Source organism: Staphylococcus caeli, assembly GCF_051413795.1.
Lineage (GTDB): Bacteria > Bacillota > Bacilli > Staphylococcales > Staphylococcaceae > Staphylococcus > Staphylococcus caeli_A.
This window is the reverse complement of record NZ_JBOIRQ010000008.1, coordinates 1-19,824: the sequence shown is the minus strand read 5'-3', so window position 1 is coordinate 19,824 and position 19,824 is coordinate 1. Positions and strand designations below refer to the sequence as shown.

Here is a 19,824-nt window from a genome sequence, read left to right as displayed (position 1 = left end):
TAAGCTATGGAATCAATAACTTCGGCACAAAACAATAAAATTAAAATTGCTAATAAATTAAAGAAAAAACGTGAAAGAGATAAAACTGGACTTGCATTAATTGAAGGTTATCATCTTATAGAAGAAGCATTTAAAAGTAATTTAAAAATTAAACAATTATATATTGTGGATGTTGAAAGAATTGACGCCACATTAATAGATTATGCAGAAGAAGCATTTGAAATTAATTTGAAAGTTGCAGAAGTATTGTCGGGTACAGTAATGCCCCAAGGTTTTTTTGCAGTTATAGAAAAGCCAACCTATGAATCAAAGCATGCACAACAAGTGTTATTAATTGATCGAATTCAAGATCCGGGCAACTTAGGAACGTTAATACGTACTGCGGATGCAGCTGGTCTAGATTTAATCGTGCTTGAAAAGGGGACAGCTGATCCTTATCAAGACAAAGTTATGCGTGCAAGCCAGGGAAGTGTGTTCCATATACCAATTATAACTACAGAATTGAGCGATTTTATTAATACGTTTGAAGGTAACGTATATGGTACAGCATTAGATAACGCTGTTGTATATCATCAAGTCCCGAGTCAAACTTCATTTGCATTATTATTGGGCAACGAAGGTGAAGGCGTTAATTCAGACTTATTGAGTCAAACGACTCAGAATTTGACTATACCGATTTATGGTAAGGCTGAAAGTCTCAATGTAGCAATTGCAGGTAGTATAGTAATGTATCATTTGAAAGGTTGACCCTTTCGTAAAAAATCGTATATAATAAAGTTAATTACATGATAAATATTAACCTATAAAAAGACGTAAACTAAAGCGCGATAGTTGTAAAAGGGAGATTGTCCTTGACTGAAAGATAATCCACTATATTTAGTTTTTTTCACCTTTTTGGTTACTTAAAGCAATTTAAGTCGGAAATCATTACCGTTATCAATGACAACAAGTGTATGCAATAGCATAAATTTGGGTGGTACCACGGAAGGCTTTCGTCCCAGTTTCAAGGGATGAAAGTCTTTTTTTGTTTTATCAATAATTTTAATCCAAATAGTTTTAAAAAATAAGTGAATGATTATTAGGAGGGCTAAGAATGGCACAAACAGAAGCTATGTCAGAGATAAAGCAACAAGCATTAGTCGATATCAACGAAGCACAAGATGAAAAAGCATTACAGGAAGTAAAAGTTAAATATCTAGGGAAAAAGGGTTCAGTTACAGGTTTAATGAAACATATGAAAGATTTACCGAATGAAGAAAAACCTGCCTATGGTCAACAAGTGAACGAAGTGAGACAAACGATTGAAAAAGAAATCGATGCACGTCGTGAATTGTTAGCAAATGAACAATTAGAGCAACAATTGAGAGAAGAACAAATTGATGTTACATTACCAAGTCGTAAAATAGCTATCGGTGCGAAACATCCATTAACGAGAACAATAGAAGAAATTGAAGATCTATTTTTAGGTTTAGGTTACGAGATTGTAGACGGTTTTGAAGTTGAACAAGATTATTATAACTTTGAAGCATTAAATCTACCAAAATCACATCCTGCGCGTGATATGCAAGATAGCTTTTACATCACAGATGAAATATTAATGCGTACACACACGTCACCTGTACAAGCTAGAACAATGGAGCAACGTAACGGTGAAGGTCCGGTCAAAATTTTATGTCCAGGTAAGGTGTATCGACGTGATTCTGATGATGCAACACACAGTCATCAATTCACACAAATAGAAGGCTTAGTTGTTGATGAAAATATTAAAATGAGTGACCTCAAAGGTACTTTAGAATTATTAGCAAAACAATTATTTGGCGAAGAAAGAGAAATACGTCTGCGTCCAAGTTATTTCCAATTTACAGAACCGTCTGTTGAAGTAGATGTGTCATGTTTCAAATGTAAAGGAGAAGGGTGTAATGTGTGTAAACACACTGGTTGGATTGAGATTTTAGGAGCAGGCATGGTGCATCCTAATGTACTAGAAATGGCTGGCTTCGATTCAAACAAATACACTGGTTTTGCATTTGGTATGGGGCCTGATAGAATTGCAATGCTGAAATACGGTATTGAAGATATCCGTCATTTCTATACAAATGATGTGCGTTTCTTAAATCAATTTAAAGCTGTAGAAGATAGAGGTGAAAAGTAATGTTTATATCTAAAGAATGGTTAGAATCATATGTAGAAATTAATCAACCAGTAAATGTACTAGCGGAACGTATTACACGTACGGGTATTGAAGTTGACGACATCGTTGATTATACAAAGGATATAAAGAACTTAGTGGTAGGTTATATTGAATCAAAATCGTCTCATCCAGACGCAGATAAACTTAATATTTGTAAAGTAGATATTGGTGAAGCTGAACCTGTCCAAATCGTTTGTGGTGCACCGAATGTTGAAGCTGGACAAACAGTGATTGTGGCAACAGTTGGTGGTAGATTGCCTGGTGGTGTGAAAATTAAACGCGCTAAGTTACGTGGAGAAGTTTCAGAAGGTATGATTTGTTCACTTCAAGAAATCGGTATTCCTAGTGCTTTAGTACCTAAAGCGTTTGAAGAAGGTATCTATGTATTTTCAACAGAAATTACACCTGGTTCGGATGCATTAAGTGCATTATATTTGAACGACCAAGTAATGGAATTTGATTTAACACCAAATAGAGCAGATGCTTTAAGCATGATTGGTACAGCCTATGAAACGGCCGCATTATATAATGTACCTATGACAAAGCCAGAAACACAAAGTGAAGAAGTTGATAATCACGCTAGTGAAGAAATTACTGTGAACATTCAAAATGAAGATAAAGTACCTTATTATAGTACGCGTATCGTGAAAGATGTCAAGATTGCTCCATCTCCAGAATGGATGCAAATGCGTTTGATTAAAGCAGGAATTCGCCCGATTAATAATGTCGTAGATATATCTAACTATGTGCTGATTGAATATGGACAGCCATTGCATATGTTTGATCAGGATCAAATTGGTTCGAAACAAATTGAAGTTAGACAAGCTAAGAAAGATGAAGTTATAACGACATTAGATGATCAAGCGCGTAAATTAATCGATTCTGATATTGTCATTACAAATGGTACAGCACCTATAGCTATTGCAGGTGTCATGGGTGGAGATTTTTCTGAAGTAACTGAAGCTACGAAGAACGTTGTCATTGAAGGTGCTATTTTTGATCCTGTATCAATCCGTCATACTTCACGTCGTTTAAACTTGAGAAGTGAAGCTTCTAGTCGATTTGAAAAAGGCATTGCAACTGAATTTGTAGATGAAGCGGTAGATAGAGCTTGCTATTTATTACAAATGTATGCAGGTGGTTCCGTATCACAAGGTCGTGTTTCACAAGGACATCTTGGAGATTTTGTAACACCAATCGATATATCCGTTTCAAAAGTAAATCAAACAGTAGGGTTCGAGTTGTCAGCAGCTGAAATTGAAGCTATCTTTGTACAACTAGGTTTTGAAACGACAAAACAAGATGATGTATTAACAGTTATGGTGCCTTCACGTCGTAAAGATATAACAATTAAAGAAGATTTGATTGAAGAAATTGCACGTATTTATGGTTATGATGAAATTCCATCTACATTACCTGTTTTTGATAATGTGACGCATGGTGCATTGACGGATAGACAATCCAAATCAAGAATTATAAAGGCAACATTAGAGGGTGCAGGTCTGAATCAGGCTAGCAACTATTCGCTCGTAGATAAAGCACGTGCGCGTGATTTCGCATTACAAGACCGTTCAACAATTGATTTACTAATGCCAATGAGTGAAGCATATTCGACATTACGTCAAAGTTTAATACCTCATTTAATCGATGCTGTGTCCTACAATGTAGCTCGTAGAAACCATGATGTACGCTTATACGAATTAGGCCGCGTATTCTTTGGTAACGGTCAAGGTGAACTGCCAGATGAAGTTGAGTATTTAAGTGGTATTTTAACAGGAGACTATACTGTGAATACATGGCAAGGTAAAAAAGAAGAAATAGATTTCTTCGTTGCAAAAGGTATTGTAGATAGAATTGCTGAAAAGTTAGATATTCATTTTGAATACGAAGCTGGTAACATTAACGGATTACATCCAGGTAGAACGGCACTTGTTAAATTGAATGGTGAAGTGGTTGGATTTGTTGGAGAATTACATCCGCAAATTGAAAAGGATAACGACTTGAAACGTACTTATGTATTTGAATTGAATTATGATCAATTAATGTCCGTATCTGTTGGATATATCAACTATCAACCAATTCCAAGGTTCCCTGGTGTTTCTAGAGATATTGCGTTAGTTGTTAATCGTGATATGCCATCAGCTAAATTAGTCGATGTCATTCACCAACACGGTGGAAATATCTTACAAGATGCTGAAGTGTTTGATGTATATGAAGGTGAACATATGGCTGAAGATGAAAAATCGATTGCTATACGATTAGCTTATTTAGACACAGAACAAACATTGACGGATGATAAAGTTAATACAGTTCATGAGTCAATCTTGTCAGCGTTACAAGCTGAGGGTGCAACGATTCGTTAAATTGAATAATGTTAATATGAATTGAATATTATCTTGGGTTTATGAAATAAATAAAGACAGCTATGTGGCATCGTATTGATGTCACATAGCTGTCTTTAATAGTTACTGATATTTTTTCTTTACTAATTTTTCAGCTTTGGCACGATTTGCAAAATGTTTCTTTGAAATTGAATCAAGATAATCGATACCATGACGCTCGATAATTTTAGCTGCTATTAGATCCACTTTATTACTTGCGCCTTTAGGAATTTGCATTTTTGCAGAATGAGATAAATGATCCATATGTTTTACAAATGCGTATCTGGAAATGATACTTGCTGCCGCAATAGCGATAGATTTAGATTCACCTTTTGTTTCAAATTTAGTTTTGTTGCTAAAAGGGAGCTCACTTAAAGCGTAACGTTTATAGACCCCAGCTACTGCAAACTGATCAATGACGATATAATCTAATTCATCAGTATCAATTTTTTGAGTGACATTTTTGATTGCCTCGTTATGTAAGACAGCTTTCATTTTGACTTGTGACCATCCTGCTTTTTGTTTTTCATTATATTTCACATTATCCATAGTCAATAATGAGTGAGGAATAAAAGTGACAAGCTGTTCAGCGAGCTCAATAATTTTTGCATCTGTTAATTTTTTGGAATCATCGACACCGAGTGCCTTTAGCACTTGAACATTTTTTTTGGATACATAAGCGGCACATACTGTTAAAGGCCCAAAGTAATCACCACTACCAGCTTCATCACTACCTATACATTGAAATTGATTATAAAAAATCGTCTGAGGTGTTGAAGTTGACTTTGATGCTGGCTTAGTTTGAGGCGTTATATTAGGTAATAGTTGTGCAGCGATATTTTCAGCGTCTTTGCCCTGGAACATTACTTTATTCGAGTTATAAATTGAGATAGATGTCCCTTTATATTTTGTTTTTGCTTTCATACCTTGTGATAAACCAGATGTACTGAAAGGGATGTTTGACATTAATTGTTGTATGTCGTGATTTGTTAATTTATGAACCACATTTGCCATGTGCGTGACCTCACTTTATTTGGATTACGTATTTTTAGACATTGAACATCATATCACATGTGGAAAATAAGGTGCTAGAAGTTAGATGTTTAAGATGAAATATTGCATTCTGAATTTTATGAATATAAATAAAAATATATGAATTCATAATTATTTCTAACATAACATTTCTGACCTCTTACATAATAATATTATGTCGTGTATAATGGTTCGTGATAATTATTATAAAAACTAAAATACAAATTTAATTGAAACAATAAGAATATAAGTTCGGAAATATATTTAAGGTCAGGAGTTATGAATATGGGTGAATTTAAAAATCGAATCAATGTAACTATCAATGATCAACATTATACAATTGTTGGAGAGGATAATCCTGAGCATATCCGTTATGTTGCGCATTTGGTAGATGAGAGACTCAAAATGTTAGCGAGTAAAAGTGCAGGTTTAGATACAACTAGAAAAGCGATATTAACGGCTGTAAATATCATGCATGAAAAAGTCCAATTAGAAGAAGAAAATGATCGTTTGAAATTAGAATTACAACAATTGAAAAACAGTGAAGATATATGATTCTAGATTTATTAGTGGTTATCATGTTTTTATACATAGGCATGATTGGCTTTAGAAGAGGCGCATGGTTGAGTGTATTACATTTATCTTCAACGCTTTTTTCTTTATGGGTAGCTTTTAAACTATATTTGCAAATTTCACAGCGTTTAGTTTTATTTGTACCATTTCCAAAGACACATGCCTACGATTTGAATTATGCAATACATTTTGATAATATACAGCAACGTTTTGATCATATTATTGCGTTTTTAATTATTGCAATTATTACTAAGCTTATTTGTTACGGTGTTATAGTAATTTTTGATAATATAATAAAATCTAATGGACCTAAAACAATAAGCCGTGTAGTTGGTGTGCTTATGGGTATGGTATCAGCGACAATTATTTGTAGCACTTTATTATATGCAATTGCGTTATACCCACATGAAATCGTACAACAGCAATTGGCAAATGGGAACATAGCAGCAAAGTTACTGCTTCATGTGCCTTATGTATCAACATTTATATTACAGTTATAGCGAGTATATTGATTTTATAAAATATAGGAGGTCAGGACATCATTTATTTACTGATATATTTTTAACAGTAATCTGTCTTGGCCTCTTTTTATGGAGTGTAAACAATGACTAAAAAAGATATTATTCAATTATTAGAAAAAATAGCGACTTATATGGAGTTAAAAGGGGAAAACACATTTAAAGTTTCAGCATATAGGAAAGCGGCACAAAGTCTGGAAACGGATGAACGACCTATAGAAGATATAGAAGATGTTACAGAGTTAAAAGGTATCGGTAAGGGTGTAGGAGAGGTTATTGATGAATATCGTCAAACTGGACAATCATCGGCATTAGAATCATTACAACAAGAAGTACCTGAAGGATTAATTCCATTACTAAAGATTCAAGGACTAGGTAGCAAAAAAATTGCCAAATTATATAAAGAACTCAATATAGATAGTAAAGAAGCATTACAGAGTGCTTGTGAGCAAGGAAAAGTAAGTGAATTAAGTGGTTTTGCTAAAAAGACAGAACAAAATATTCTTGAAGCGGTTAAAGCATTAGGCGCTAAAAAAGAAAAGTATCCAATTGACCAAATGCGTGGATTGAGCAAAGATATAGACGCATATTTGGAAAAAATAGAGGGCATTGATAAATTTGAAGTTGCAGGTAGTTTCAGAAGATTTAAAGAAATGAGTAAAGATTTGGATTACATTATTAGTACAGATAACCCTGATGCTTTACAACAAGCATTGTTAGATATACCTCATAAAGTCAAAGAAGTAGCTGTTGGCCAAACTAAGGTTTCGCTCGAGTTGACGTATGATGATGAAACAATTGGTGTTGATTTTAGATTGATTGAACCCTCAGCGTTTTATCATACATTACAGCATTTTACAGGTTCGAAAGATCATAATATTAGAATACGTCAGCTTGCAAAAGCTAATGGTGAGAAGGTAAGTGAATATGGTATAGAACAACCTAATGGTGAGACATTACAATATCAAAGTGAAACTGAAATTTATGAACATTTTGGCGTCAATTGGATTGCACCTCCATTAAGAGAAGATGGCACTGAATTTGATAAGGATTTATCTAATATCATTCAATTAGAAGATATACAAGGTGACATTCATATGCACACAACTTACAGTGATGGAGCTTTCAGTATAGAAGACATGGTAAAGGCAAATATTGCCAAAGGACATCAGTTTATGGTTATAACGGATCATTCACAAAGCTTAAAAGTAGCAAATGGTTTATCTGTGGAACAACTGTTGCGCCAGAATGAAGAAATAAAAAAATTAAATGAAAAATATGATGAAATAGATATATACTCTGGTATAGAAATGGATATATTGCCTGATGGTCAATTAGATTATGATGATGAAGTTCTAGCACAATTAGACTACGTCATTGCTGCAATTCATCAAAGTTTTAATCAATCACAAGAGACGATTATGCAACGTTTGGAAAATGCATGTCGTAATCCTTATGTTCGACATATTGCACATCCTACAGGCAGAATTATTGGTAAACGCCCTGGATATGAACCTGATATTGAAAAATTATGCCAGCTTGCAGAAGAAACGAATACTATTTTAGAAATAAATGCCAACCCTAAACGTTTAGATTTGAATGCTGAAACACTTAAGAAGTATCCAAATGTAAAACTTACAATCAATACAGATGCGCATCATGTAGATCATTTATCATTTATGAAATATGGTGTGGCAACTGCGCAAAAAGGATTTGTTTCTAAAGATAGAGTCATTAATACTATGTCGCGAGATGAATTCAAAAAGCTCATAGAAAATAATATAAAATTGAAGAAATAGAGGGATTATATGAGACAGAAATCATTAAATGTCTTAGAATTCGATAAAATAAAATCATTAATAGAGCAAGAAACAATTAGTGATTTAGGGAGAGAAAAAGTTGTAGAAATGTCTCCGGCAACCGATTTGAATACGGTTGAATTTCAAATGAATGAAACAGATGAAATTTCACAAATTTATAACAAGCATCGTTTGCCAAGTTTAAGTGGACTTGCTAAAATATCGACGTTTATTCATAGAGCAACGATAGGTGGCGTACTAAGTGTTAATGAATTAAATGTCATTAAACGATTGATTCAAATTCAAAATCAGTATAAAACTTTTTATAATAATCTTATTAACGAAGAAGAAACAATTAATTACCCAATTCTGAACGATAGAATGGAACAATTACCTATATTGACTGATTTGTATCAAAGCATTCATCAAAAGTGTGATGTATATGATTTATATGACAATGCGAGTTATGAGTTACAAGGAATTAGAAGTAAAATTTCTAGTACCAATCAAAGAATAAAACAAAATTTAGACAAGATTGTTAAAAGCCAAGGCAATCAAAAAAAACTATCTGATGCGATTGTCACTGTGCGAAATGAGCGCAATGTTATACCAGTTAAAGCAGAATACCGCCAAGATTTTAATGGGATTGTTCATGATCAATCAGCTTCGGGTCAAACATTGTATATCGAACCTTCATCTATAGTTGAAATGAGTAACCAAATTAGCCGTTTACGCAATGATGAGGCAATTGAAAGAGAGCGTATCTTGTCAGAATTAACTGGATATGTAGCCGAAGAAGCGGAATCTTGTTTGCTTTCGGAATCGATTATGGGCCAAATAGACTTTTTAACGGCAAAGGCACGCTATGCACGAACAATTAAAGGCACGAAACCTGAGTTTACTACTGATCGTACGGTATATTTACCAAAAGCATTTCACCCGTTACTTGATAAGCAAACAGTTGTGGCAAACACTATTGAATTTGCAGATGATATTGAAACAGTTATTATCACTGGGCCAAATACAGGTGGTAAAACTGTAACGCTTAAAACGTTAGGCTTGATTATTGTTATGGCACAGTCAGGTATTCTGATTCCGACGCTTGATGGTAGTAAACTTAGCGTTTTTGAAAATGTGTACTGTGATATTGGAGACGAACAATCTATTGAACAATCGTTATCGACATTTTCATCACATATGAAAAACATTGTCGAAATTTTACATCATACGACTAAAAACAGTTTGATACTCTTTGATGAACTAGGTGCAGGTACAGATCCAAGTGAGGGTGCAGCCTTAGCTATGAGTATTTTAGATCATGTTCATGAAATTGGATCTTTAGTTATGGCAACAACACACTATCCAGAATTAAAAGCATATAGTTATAATCGCGAGGGTGTTATGAATACCAGTGTTGAATTTGATGTTAATACGTTAAGTCCTACTTACAAATTACTGATGGGTGTGCCTGGTCGTTCCAATGCGTTTGATATTTCGAAAAAACTTGGCTTAAATTTAAAAGTTATTCAAAAAGCCAAATCGATGATTGGTCAAGATGAACAAGAAATTAATGAAATGATTGCATCATTAGAAACTAATTCCAAACGTGTGGATGAACAGCGAATTGAACTTGATCATTTGCTTAGAGATGCTCAGGAAACACATGATGCATTAGCAAAACAATACGCACAATATCAACATCATGAAAAGCAATTGCTTGATGAGGCTAAAGAAAAAGCAAATCAACGTGTGAAATCAGCCACTAAAGAAGCAGACGATATCCTAAAAGAGCTGCGAGAATTAAGAGATAAAAAAGGTGCAGATGTTAAAGAACATGAATTGATTGATAAGAAAAAACAACTGGACGATCAATATGAAGCGAAGTCGCTCAAACAAAATGTTCAAAAGAAAAAGTGGGATGAAATCAAAGCAGGCGATGAAGTAAAAGTGCTTACTTATGGCCAAAAAGGTGAAGTTTTAGAATTAATTGACAACAATGAAGCAGTCGTACAGATGGGTATTATTAAGATGAAATTACCTTTAGAAGATTTAGAGAAAACTAAAAAGACTAAATCAGAACCAACAAAAATGATTAAACGTGAAAATCGTCAGAGCATTAAAATGGAGTTAGATTTACGTGGCTATCGCTATGATGAAGCGATGGTAGCCGTAGATCAATATTTAGACCAGGCTGTGCTCAGTAACTACGAACAAGTTTATATTATTCATGGTAAAGGTACAGGCGCTTTACAAAAAGGTGTGCAAAATCATTTGAAAAGACATAAAAGTGTGGCATCATATAGAAACGGAATGCCAAGTGAAGGTGGATTTGGTGTTACCGTTGTAGAATTAAAATAAACATGAGCAAGAGGTATGCAGATTTATATAAAGTCTGTTATAATTTCCTCATCATTTGAAAAATTAAGGAGGATTGGCAGTTATGGCAATCGTAAAAGTAACAGATTCAAACTTTGATGAAAATATTCAATCAGGGGTCAATTTAGTAGATTTTTGGGCAACTTGGTGTGGCCCATGTAAGATGATTGCTCCAGTATTAGAAGAATTAGCTGGTGATTTTGAAGGTAAAGCTAATATTTTAAAACTTGATGTAGATGAAAATCCATCAACAGCTGCTAAATTTGAAGTTATGAGTATCCCAACTTTAATCGTATTTAAAGATGGCGAACCAGTCGACAAAGTTGTAGGTTTCCAACCTAAAGAAAACTTAGCTGAAGTAATCGAAAAACACTTATAATATATTTGAAATGACGAGGCTGGGACATCTATGTATGTCTCAGCCTCAAATATTGTACATACGAAATGATTAAATGCCAATTTTTCACAGAAATAACAATAATAATATTAAGTCAAATAAATATTATTTATAACATAAGGGTCAATAGATACTATAGATACTTTGCACATCAAAAATATCAAAGTATCTAAATAGCAAAAAGTGTCCCTAAATCATCAATAAAATATGATTACAACCATTAATCGTAAAAAATCTAGAAGGGAGGTTGGGATTTTATGGAAGATTATCAAACGCACATCAAGCAAAAACTTACTGTGGTACCAACAGAACCTGGTTGTTATTTGATGAAAGATCGTAATGACCAAATTATATACGTAGGAAAAGCTAAAAAACTAAGAAATAGATTAAGATCTTATTTTACAGGTGCACATGATGCAAAGACAACCCGATTAGTAAGTGAAATTAGAAATTTTGAGTTTATCGTGACATCGAGTGAAACCGAATCTCTATTACTAGAATTGAATTTAATTAAACAATATCAACCAAGATACAACATTCTCTTAAAAGATGACAAAAGCTACCCGTTTATCAAAATTACAAAAGAGAAATATCCAAGACTTATAGTTACACGAACAGTAAAAAAAGGGAGTGGCAAATACTTTGGTCCATATCCCAATGCTTATTCTGCACAAGAAACTAAGAAATTACTAGATCGAATTTATCCATTTAGGAAATGCGATAAAATGCCGGACAAACTATGTCTTTATTATCACATCGGTCAATGTTTGGGTCCATGTGTTTATCCTGTTGATTTAAATAAATATGCTGAAATGACCAAAGAAATCACAGATTTTTTAAATGGTGAAGATAAAACAATTTTGCATAATTTAGAGCAGAAGATGCAAGAAGCGAGTGAAACCTTAGATTTTGAACGTGCGAAAGAATATAGAGATTTAATCCAACATATCCATAACCTAAATAAAAAACAAAAAATTACCTCTTCAGATAATACGATTAGAGATGTATTTGGCTATAGTGTTTCTAAAGGTTGGATGTGTATTCAAGTATTCTTTATCAGACAAGGTAATATGATTAAACGAGACGCTACGATGATTCCTTTACAACAAACCGAAGAGGAAGAATTCTATACTTTTATCGGTCAGTTTTACGACTTGAATCAACATATTTTGCCTAAAGAGGTTCATATACCAAAACATTTAGACAAAGCAATCATTCAATCTGTGGTTGATACCAAAATCGTACAACCACTTAAAGGTAAAAAGAAAGACATGATTGATTTAGCCAATCACAATGCTGAAGTTACCCTTGAAAATAAATTTGAATTAATTGCTAAGGACGAATCACGAACTGTCAAAGCAATTGAAGAGCTTGGTGATGTAATGGGTATCCAAACTCCGATTCGCATTGAAGCATTTGATAATTCTAATATTCAAGGTGTCAATCCTGTCTCAGCTATGGTTTCATTTATCGATGGTAAACCCAATAAAAAAGGTTATCGAAAATATAAGATTAAGACCGTTGATGGACCAGACGACTATAAATCAATGCGTGAAGTGGTGCGTAGACGCTATACACGTGTATTGAATGAAGGAAGTCCATTACCAGACTTGATTATTGTGGATGGTGGTAAAGGTCATATGAGCGGTGTTATTGATGTTCTGGAGAATGAACTCGGCCTCGATATACCAGTTGCGGGATTAAGAAAGAACGATAAACACCAAACATCAGAGATTTTATATGGTGAAAATGCAGAAATTGTGCCAATGAAAAAAAATAGTCAACCTTTCTATTTACTACAACGCATTCAAGATGAAGTACATAGGTTTGCGATTACATTCCACAGACAAACTCGACAAAAAACAGGATTGCAATCCGTATTGGATACAGTGGATGGTATTGGTTCAAAACGAAAGACGAAATTATTACGGACATTTGGCTCAATTAAACGTATGAAAGAAGCAAGTGTGGAAGAATTAAAAAATTCAGGATTACCACAAAATGTTGCTGAGAATCTACATCAAGCCTTATACAGTAAAAAGTAATAAAAGTTTGCGGCATGAGAATCATTCTCATGCCCAATTTTTATTTAATTAGTGTTACAATAGCAAATAACAGGAATTCTTTTTTTACGTACATGTGGAAGCGTTTTCTAAATGAGAACATTCTCATTGCTACTATTTTTTAAACTGAATGCATTTAACAGCATGGGCATAAATCGATGTTTAAAAATGTTGCAATGTTTTTATGTTGTATTAAACATACACCACGACAAAACTTGTGATTAAAGTACGATTGGAAATGGCAACGACATGTACCAAAAAAGAAATCTAAAAAAATTAACTGTTTCACAGGGGGGACTTCCTTTTGGCATACTCGAAAAATCAATTTTATTTAAGACGCTTACACTCATTGCTAGGCGTAATTCCAATAGGTGGATTCTTATTAGTTCATTTACTTGTTAACCATCAAGCAACGCAAGGCGAGGCCGCGTTTAACAAGGCAGCTGGATTTATGGAATCTATACCTTTTTTAATTGCAGTGGAATTTATCGTTATTTATATTCCAATTCTGTACCATGCAGTTTATGGTGTACATATTGCTTTTACAGCAAAGGAAAATGTCGGTCACTATTCTGCATTTAGAAACTGGATGTTCTTGTTACAACGTGTTACTGGCGTATTAACGTTTATCTTTGTAGCAATACATTTATGGCAGACACGTATTCAACGTGCACTAGGACATGAAGTGAATTTTGACATGGTTCATGACATTGTAACTAACCCATTTTGGCTTATTTTTTACATTGTCTGTTTATTAGCTGTAACATTCCACTTTGCGAATGGTCTTTGGTCATTCTTAGTAACATGGGGTGTTCTACAATCTAAAAGATCTCAACAAATTTTCACATGGGTTTCACTCATTGTATTCCTAGTTGTTTCTTATATCGGTATTAGTGCAATCTTAGCGTTCTTATAAAATTTAAAAATTAAGTTTCAGATATATTTGAGGGAGTGACAATATATGGCAGAGAAGAAAATTATTGTTGTCGGTGGAGGACTTGCCGGTCTGATGTCAACAATTAAAGCGGCTGAACAAGGTGCACACGTAGACTTGTTCTCACTTGTTCCTGTTAAAAGATCACACTCTGTTTGTGCACAAGGTGGCATTAACGGAGCTGTGAATACGAAAGGTGAAGGAGATTCACCAGCAGTTCATTTAGATGACACTGTTTACGGTGGGGACTTCTTAGCAAATCAACCACCTGTTCAAGCAATGACAGAAGCTGCGCCTAAGATCATACATTTACTTGACCGTATGGGCGTTATGTTTAATAGAACTAAAGAAGGTTTATTAGACTTCCGACGTTTTGGTGGAACAATGTATCATAGAACAGCTTATGCAGGTGCAACAACTGGACAACAATTACTATATGCCTTAGATGAGCAAGTACGTAGCTATGAAGTCGATGGTTTAGTAACGAAATATGAAGGTTGGGAATTCCTAGGTATAGTTAAAGATGATGACAATATGGCTAGAGGTATTGTCGCTCAAAATATGACAACTTCTGAAATTGAATCGTTCGGTTCAGACGCAGTTATCATGGCAACTGGTGGCCCAGGTATTATCTTTGGTAAGACTACCAACTCAATGATTAATACAGGTTCAGCTGCATCTATCGTTTATCAACAAGGTGCAATGTATGCGAATGGTGAATTTATCCAAATACACCCAACAGCAATTCCTGGAGATGACAAGTTAAGATTAATGAGTGAGTCAGCGCGTGGTGAAGGTGGTCGTATCTGGACATATAAAGATGGTAAACCTTGGTATTTCTTAGAAGAGAAATATCCTGACTACGGTAACCTTGTACCTCGTGATATTGCAACACGTGAAATCTTTGATGTTTGTGTGAATCAAAAATTAGGTATCAATGGTGAAAACATGGTTTACCTTGACTTATCTCATAAAGATCCACATGAATTAGATATTAAATTAGGCGGTATCATCGAAATTTATGAGAAATTTACAGGTGATGATCCACGTAAAGTACCGATGAAAATCTTCCCAGCCGTCCATTACTCAATGGGTGGATTATACGTAGATTATGATCAAATGACGAATGTTAAAGGATTATTTGCAGCAGGTGAATGTGACTATTCACAACATGGTGGTAACCGTTTAGGTGCTAACTCATTATTATCAGCAATTTATGGTGGTACTGTAGCTGGACCAAATGCTGTTGACTATGTTGCGAATATTGAAGATTCATATACTGATTTAGATCCAAGTTTATATGAAAAACGTGTACAAGAAGAACAAGAAAAATTTGATCACTTACTTAATATGAAGGGATCAGAAAATGCTTATAAACTCCACAGAGAACTTGGAGAAATTATGACAGCAAATGTTACGGTTGTACGTGAAAATAAATCATTATTAGAGACAGACAAGAAAATTGTCGAATTGATGGAACGTTATCAAAATATTGATATTGAAGATACTCAAACTTGGAGTAACCAAGCGGTATTCTTTACTCGTCAATTATGGAATATGCTTGTACTTGCGCGTGTAATTACAATTGGAGCATATAACAGAAATGAATCTCGTGGTGCACATTATAAACCAGAATTCCCAGAAAGAAACGATGAGGAATGGTTGAAAACAACATTAGCGACTTATCAAGGTAAGACTGAAGCGCCTAAGTTTACTTATGAGCCAGTTGATATTAGCTTGATTCCGCCACGTAAACGTGATTACTCAACTTCGAAAAAAGGAGGTAAATAATTATGGTAGAAACTAAAGAAGTACATGATACTCCTGCACAAAACGAACAAGGTCAACAACCAAGCCAAAAAACTATTAAATTAATCATTAAACGTCAAGATAATGATAAATCAACACCTTATATGGAAGAATTTGAAATTCCATATAGAGAGAACTTAAACGTAATTGCATGTTTAATGGAGATTAGACGTAACCCAGTGAATAGTAAAGGTGAAAAAACAACACCTGTTATTTGGGATATGAACTGTTTAGAAGAAGTTTGTGGTGCTTGTTCTATGGTGATTAATGGACAAGCGAGACAATCATGTTCAGCAATCGTGGATCAGTTAGAGCAACCAATTAAATTGGAACCAATGAGTACATTCCCAGTTATTCGTGACTTACAAGTTGATCGTACAAGAATGTTTGATAACTTGAAACGTATGAAAGCATGGGTGCCAATTGATGGTACTTACGATTTAGGTCCTGGACCACGTATGCCAGAGAAAAAACGTCAAACAGCATACGAATTATCTAAATGTATGACTTGTGGTGTTTGTTTAGAAGTTTGTCCTAATGTAACCAAGAAAAATGATTTCGTTGGTGCACAAGCAATTTCTCAAGTTAGATTATTTAACTTACACCCAACAGGTTCTATGACTAAAGATGAGCGACTTGAAGCATTGATGGGTGCAGGTGGTTTACAAGCATGTGGTAACTCACAAAACTGTGTAAACGCTTGTCCTAAAGGTATTCCTTTAACAACATCAATTGCTGCATTGAATAGAGAAACATCATTCCATATGTTTAAATCATTCTTTGGTTCAGATCACCAAGTTCAATAAAAGCGTTTATAGTGAATAACAAACAGAGTTCGAGACATGTATTGTCTTGAACTCTGTTTTTCGTTCAATACGTTTTTACAAGGTTGTGCAATGAATTTGAAATCCTTTTTATGCTAAAATAAAGTATATGAAAATAAGTAAGGATGAAATCGAACATGGATAAACCAATTGGTGTGATTGACTCAGGTGTTGGTGGACTAACTGTTGCCAAAGAAATTATGCGCCAACTCCCTAACGAAACAATATATTATTTAGGCGATATTGAAAGATGCCCATATGGTCCACGTGAAGGATCAGAAGTTAAAGCGTTCACGACTGAACTTGCGCTTAAATTGATGGAATTTGATATTAAAATGTTAGTTATTGCTTGTAATACAGCAACGGCAGTCGCTTTAAAGCATTTACAAGATTTACTGCCTATTCCTGTCATTGGTGTGATTGAACCAGGTGCAAGAACAGCAATTATGACTACCAAAAATAACGATGTTTTAATTTTAGGTACAGAAGGTACTATAAAATCAGAAGCATATAGAAAACATATCAAAATGATTAACCCGAATGTTGAAGTTACGGGGATTGCCTGTCCAAGCTTTGCGCCAAAAGTTGAGCAAATGAGATATAAAGACCCTACAATTACGAGTATTATCATACATCAAACATTAAAGCATTGGCGTAATAGTACAGCAGATACTGTGATTCTAGGTTGTACACATTATCCATTATTGTATCAACCGATTAATGATTATTTTGGTGGAGAGAAAATAGTCATTTCATCTGGTTTGGAAACAGCGCGTGAAGTTAGTGCATTACTGACATTTAGCCACGAACACGCAGGATATAAACGTCAACCAGAGCATCGCTTTTTTGTAACAGGCAAAACGGAATATATCGAACGGATTATAGCAGAATGGCTTAATATGAAAGCTACAGTTGAAAAAATAGACTTATCAGAATAGGAGATATAATAAATGGAAGATATCGTTATTGCGTCGAACAATAAAGGCAAAATAAATGATTTTAAAGTGATTTTTCCAGATTTTAATGTTATCGGTATTTCAGAAATTATTGAAGGTTTTGATGTGGAAGAAACGGGAGATACATTTGAAGCCAATGCGAAATTAAAATCAGAAGCTGCAGCACAAGCATTAAATAAACGTGTTATTGCTGACGATAGTGGTCTCGAAGTCTTTGCATTAAATGGAGAGCCTGGTATTTATTCTGCACGTTACGCAGGACTAGACAAAGATGATGATGCGAATATTGAAAAGCTATTAGAAAACTTAGGTGCCGAGACAGATAGAAGTGCACAATTTGTCTGTGTCATTAGTATGAGTGCACCAGGTGAAGAAACAGTACAATTTAAAGGTACTGTCCAAGGTGAAATTACATTAAGCAAAATCGGAGAACACGGATTTGGTTATGATCCAGTATTTTACTTAGATGATAAAAATAAAACAATGGCGCAATTAACAGCAGAAGAAAAAAGTGAAATTAGCCATAGAGGTAAAGCGATTGAAAAATTACAACAATATCTAGAGGGTGAATAAATAATGACGAAATGGATTATAGTAAGCGACAATCATACAGAACAAGGTGTGTTATTTGATGTTATTAACCATCATGAAGATATCGACGTTGCAATTCATTTAGGTGATTCTGAATTCGCATATGATGATAGTGAACTAAGCCATTATCATAGAGTAAAAGGAAATACAGATTTTTATCCGGAGTTTCCAAATGAAGCAGTGATAGAAGCTAATGGTGTAAAAGCATTCTATACGCATGGCCATTTATATAATGTGAATCGTACGCGCATGCATCTTGCTGAACAAGCAATCGAGTCAGGGTGCCAATTTGCATTTTATGGGCATACGCATGTTGCGAAACACGAAGAAATCAATGGCGTGCACGTGATTAATCCAGGAAGCATTTCACAATCTAGAAGTAATATTGAAGAAACATATGCCGAGCTAATAGTTGATGAAACTACTAAACAAGTAGTATTGAATTTCTATAGTCGCGATCATCATATTATAGATAGTGAAAAATTTGGGTTATAGATTTTGAAAACATTGGGAAAATATGATGAACGAAGTTAATTAAAATAATGTATTTAATTACATAAGTTATGACAAAAGCCTACTTAAAATTACTCATATAATTTTAAGCAGGCTTTTTATATTAATAGGTTAAAAAAGTGACTATCAAAGAAAAATATTGAACTAGTTAGTAAGAATTGACATGATAACTTTATTTTACATGTGAAATCAGGAAATCTATTTAAATATACGGCATATTGTGAAATAACATAAAAAAAGAACCTCATTTATATGAGATTCTTTGAGTATAATATGTAATTATACGCGCTTAGCGTCCTGGGAGGGATTCGAACCCCCGACCGATGGCTTAGAAGGCCATTGCTCTATCCAGCTGAGCTACCAGGACATTTTTTCAACACAAGAATTATTATATCTAATATATGGCTATAAAGCAATACTTCAAGCACTAAAAATAAATATGATTTTTCACTTTAATAGACTTTTTATCATCAATCATAAATATATTATATAAATTAGGAGAATCTAAGTCGATAATATTAGTTTAAATTAAACTGATTAATCAAAACATAAACGTGGAAGTATTTCCATGAATTGGCAAATGCGTAATAAATTATTTAATGGTACAAAAAAACAGAAGGCGATTATTGAACATTGCAATACGTTTAGAAATTTAATTTACCTTTAATAAGTAGAAAGCATTCCAGGGAGTGTTTTCTTTTTTATGGTTTACTTGCATTTTGAAAAATTTCAGATAAATAAGGGTAAAATTTACAGTGAATTAGTTTTTTACATAAGACGGATTGTAATATTAAGTGCAACACTCTTAAAATTTCATAAAAAAAATGCCCATAAACGGCACTCTATTGTAAGATGTTAATAACCACA

Annotated in this window: 16 protein-coding genes and 1 tRNA gene; 15 read left to right on the top strand and 2 right to left on the bottom strand. The window is 34.0% G+C overall.

Annotated elements, in window-relative coordinates:
• Window positions 1-6 precede the first annotated feature (6 nt).
• The 3 genes from ACSULM_RS05825 (at window position 7) to pheT (ending at window position 4,554) form a co-directional block, all read left to right on the top strand.
• The gene (locus ACSULM_RS05825) at window positions 7-747 is read left to right on the top strand and encodes a TrmH family RNA methyltransferase (RefSeq protein WP_436861291.1); all 741 of its coding nucleotides are present in this window, start codon (window positions 7-9) and stop codon (window positions 745-747) included.
• 346 nt (window positions 748-1,093) lie between these two features.
• Window positions 1,094-2,152 carry a phenylalanine--tRNA ligase subunit alpha gene (gene pheS, locus ACSULM_RS05820; RefSeq protein WP_436861289.1) on the top strand — a complete coding sequence of 353 codons (1,059 nt, stop codon included), beginning with the start codon at window positions 1,094-1,096 and terminating at the stop codon, window positions 2,150-2,152.
• Complete coding sequence (gene pheT, locus ACSULM_RS05815) at window positions 2,152-4,554, top strand: phenylalanine--tRNA ligase subunit beta (RefSeq protein WP_436861286.1); 2,403 nt, start codon at window positions 2,152-2,154, stop codon at window positions 4,552-4,554. Before pheS ends, pheT begins: the two co-directional genes overlap by 1 nt.
• A 102-nt stretch (window positions 4,555-4,656) precedes the next feature.
• Here the strand turns inward: pheT and rnhC are convergent, their stop codons facing one another.
• Entirely contained in the window at window positions 4,657-5,586 is a 930-nt protein-coding gene (gene rnhC / locus ACSULM_RS05810; RefSeq protein WP_436861284.1) for a ribonuclease HIII, read from the bottom strand.
• Between the two features lie 303 nt (window positions 5,587-5,889).
• Here rnhC and zapA point away from each other — a divergent pair, with 303 nt between their 5' ends.
• The 12 genes from zapA to ACSULM_RS05750 all read left to right on the top strand — a co-directional run bounded on the left by zapA (window position 5,890) and on the right by ACSULM_RS05750 (window position 18,939).
• Entirely contained in the window at window positions 5,890-6,159 is a 270-nt protein-coding gene (gene zapA / locus ACSULM_RS05805) for a cell division protein ZapA (protein WP_436853613.1), read from the top strand.
• Window positions 6,156-6,677 carry a CvpA family protein gene (locus ACSULM_RS05800; protein ID WP_436861282.1) on the top strand — a complete coding sequence of 174 codons (522 nt, stop codon included), beginning with the start codon at window positions 6,156-6,158 and terminating at the stop codon, window positions 6,675-6,677. The genes zapA and ACSULM_RS05800 overlap by 4 nt, the downstream gene beginning before the upstream one ends.
• 104 nt (window positions 6,678-6,781) lie before the next feature.
• Window positions 6,782-8,494 carry a DNA polymerase/3'-5' exonuclease PolX gene (polX, locus tag ACSULM_RS05795; RefSeq protein ID WP_436861279.1) on the top strand — a complete coding sequence of 571 codons (1,713 nt, stop codon included), beginning with the start codon at window positions 6,782-6,784 and terminating at the stop codon, window positions 8,492-8,494.
• 9 nt (window positions 8,495-8,503) lie between these two features.
• Entirely contained in the window at window positions 8,504-10,852 is a 2,349-nt protein-coding gene (locus ACSULM_RS05790; protein ID WP_436861277.1) for an endonuclease MutS2, read from the top strand.
• Window positions 10,853-10,934: 82 nt separating this feature from the next.
• Window positions 10,935-11,249, top strand: coding sequence for a thioredoxin (trxA, locus tag ACSULM_RS05785; protein ID WP_069994715.1), 315 nt, complete (start codon window positions 10,935-10,937; stop codon window positions 11,247-11,249).
• Window positions 11,250-11,524: 275 nt separating this feature from the next.
• On the top strand, window positions 11,525-13,312 hold the full coding sequence (uvrC, locus tag ACSULM_RS05780; RefSeq protein WP_436861275.1) for an excinuclease ABC subunit UvrC: 1,788 nt from the start codon (window positions 11,525-11,527) through the stop codon (window positions 13,310-13,312).
• A 322-nt stretch (window positions 13,313-13,634) separates the two neighbouring features.
• Window positions 13,635-14,246 (top strand): succinate dehydrogenase cytochrome b558 subunit, encoded by a 612-nt coding sequence (locus ACSULM_RS05775; protein ID WP_436861274.1) that lies wholly within the window; start codon window positions 13,635-13,637, stop codon window positions 14,244-14,246.
• 45 nt (window positions 14,247-14,291) lie between these two features.
• The gene (gene sdhA / locus ACSULM_RS05770) at window positions 14,292-16,055 is read left to right on the top strand and encodes a succinate dehydrogenase flavoprotein subunit (RefSeq protein ID WP_436853619.1); all 1,764 of its coding nucleotides are present in this window, start codon (window positions 14,292-14,294) and stop codon (window positions 16,053-16,055) included.
• Between the two features lie 2 nt (window positions 16,056-16,057).
• The gene (gene sdhB, locus ACSULM_RS05765; RefSeq protein ID WP_069994709.1) at window positions 16,058-16,879 is read left to right on the top strand and encodes a succinate dehydrogenase iron-sulfur subunit; all 822 of its coding nucleotides are present in this window, start codon (window positions 16,058-16,060) and stop codon (window positions 16,877-16,879) included.
• Between the two features lie 155 nt (window positions 16,880-17,034).
• Window positions 17,035-17,835, top strand: a complete 801-nt coding sequence (racE, locus tag ACSULM_RS05760; RefSeq protein ID WP_436861272.1) for a glutamate racemase — start codon at window positions 17,035-17,037, stop codon at window positions 17,833-17,835.
• A gap of 12 nt (window positions 17,836-17,847) precedes the next feature.
• On the top strand, window positions 17,848-18,426 hold the full coding sequence (locus ACSULM_RS05755) for an XTP/dITP diphosphatase (protein ID WP_436861270.1): 579 nt from the start codon (window positions 17,848-17,850) through the stop codon (window positions 18,424-18,426).
• A 3-nt stretch (window positions 18,427-18,429) separates the two neighbouring features.
• Window positions 18,430-18,939, top strand: a complete 510-nt coding sequence (locus tag ACSULM_RS05750) for a YfcE family phosphodiesterase (RefSeq protein WP_436861268.1) — start codon at window positions 18,430-18,432, stop codon at window positions 18,937-18,939.
• 311 nt (window positions 18,940-19,250) lie between these two features.
• Here the strand turns inward: ACSULM_RS05750 and ACSULM_RS05745 are convergent.
• Window positions 19,251-19,324 (bottom strand) — tRNA-Arg (locus tag ACSULM_RS05745).
• Window positions 19,325-19,824 lie beyond the last annotated feature (500 nt).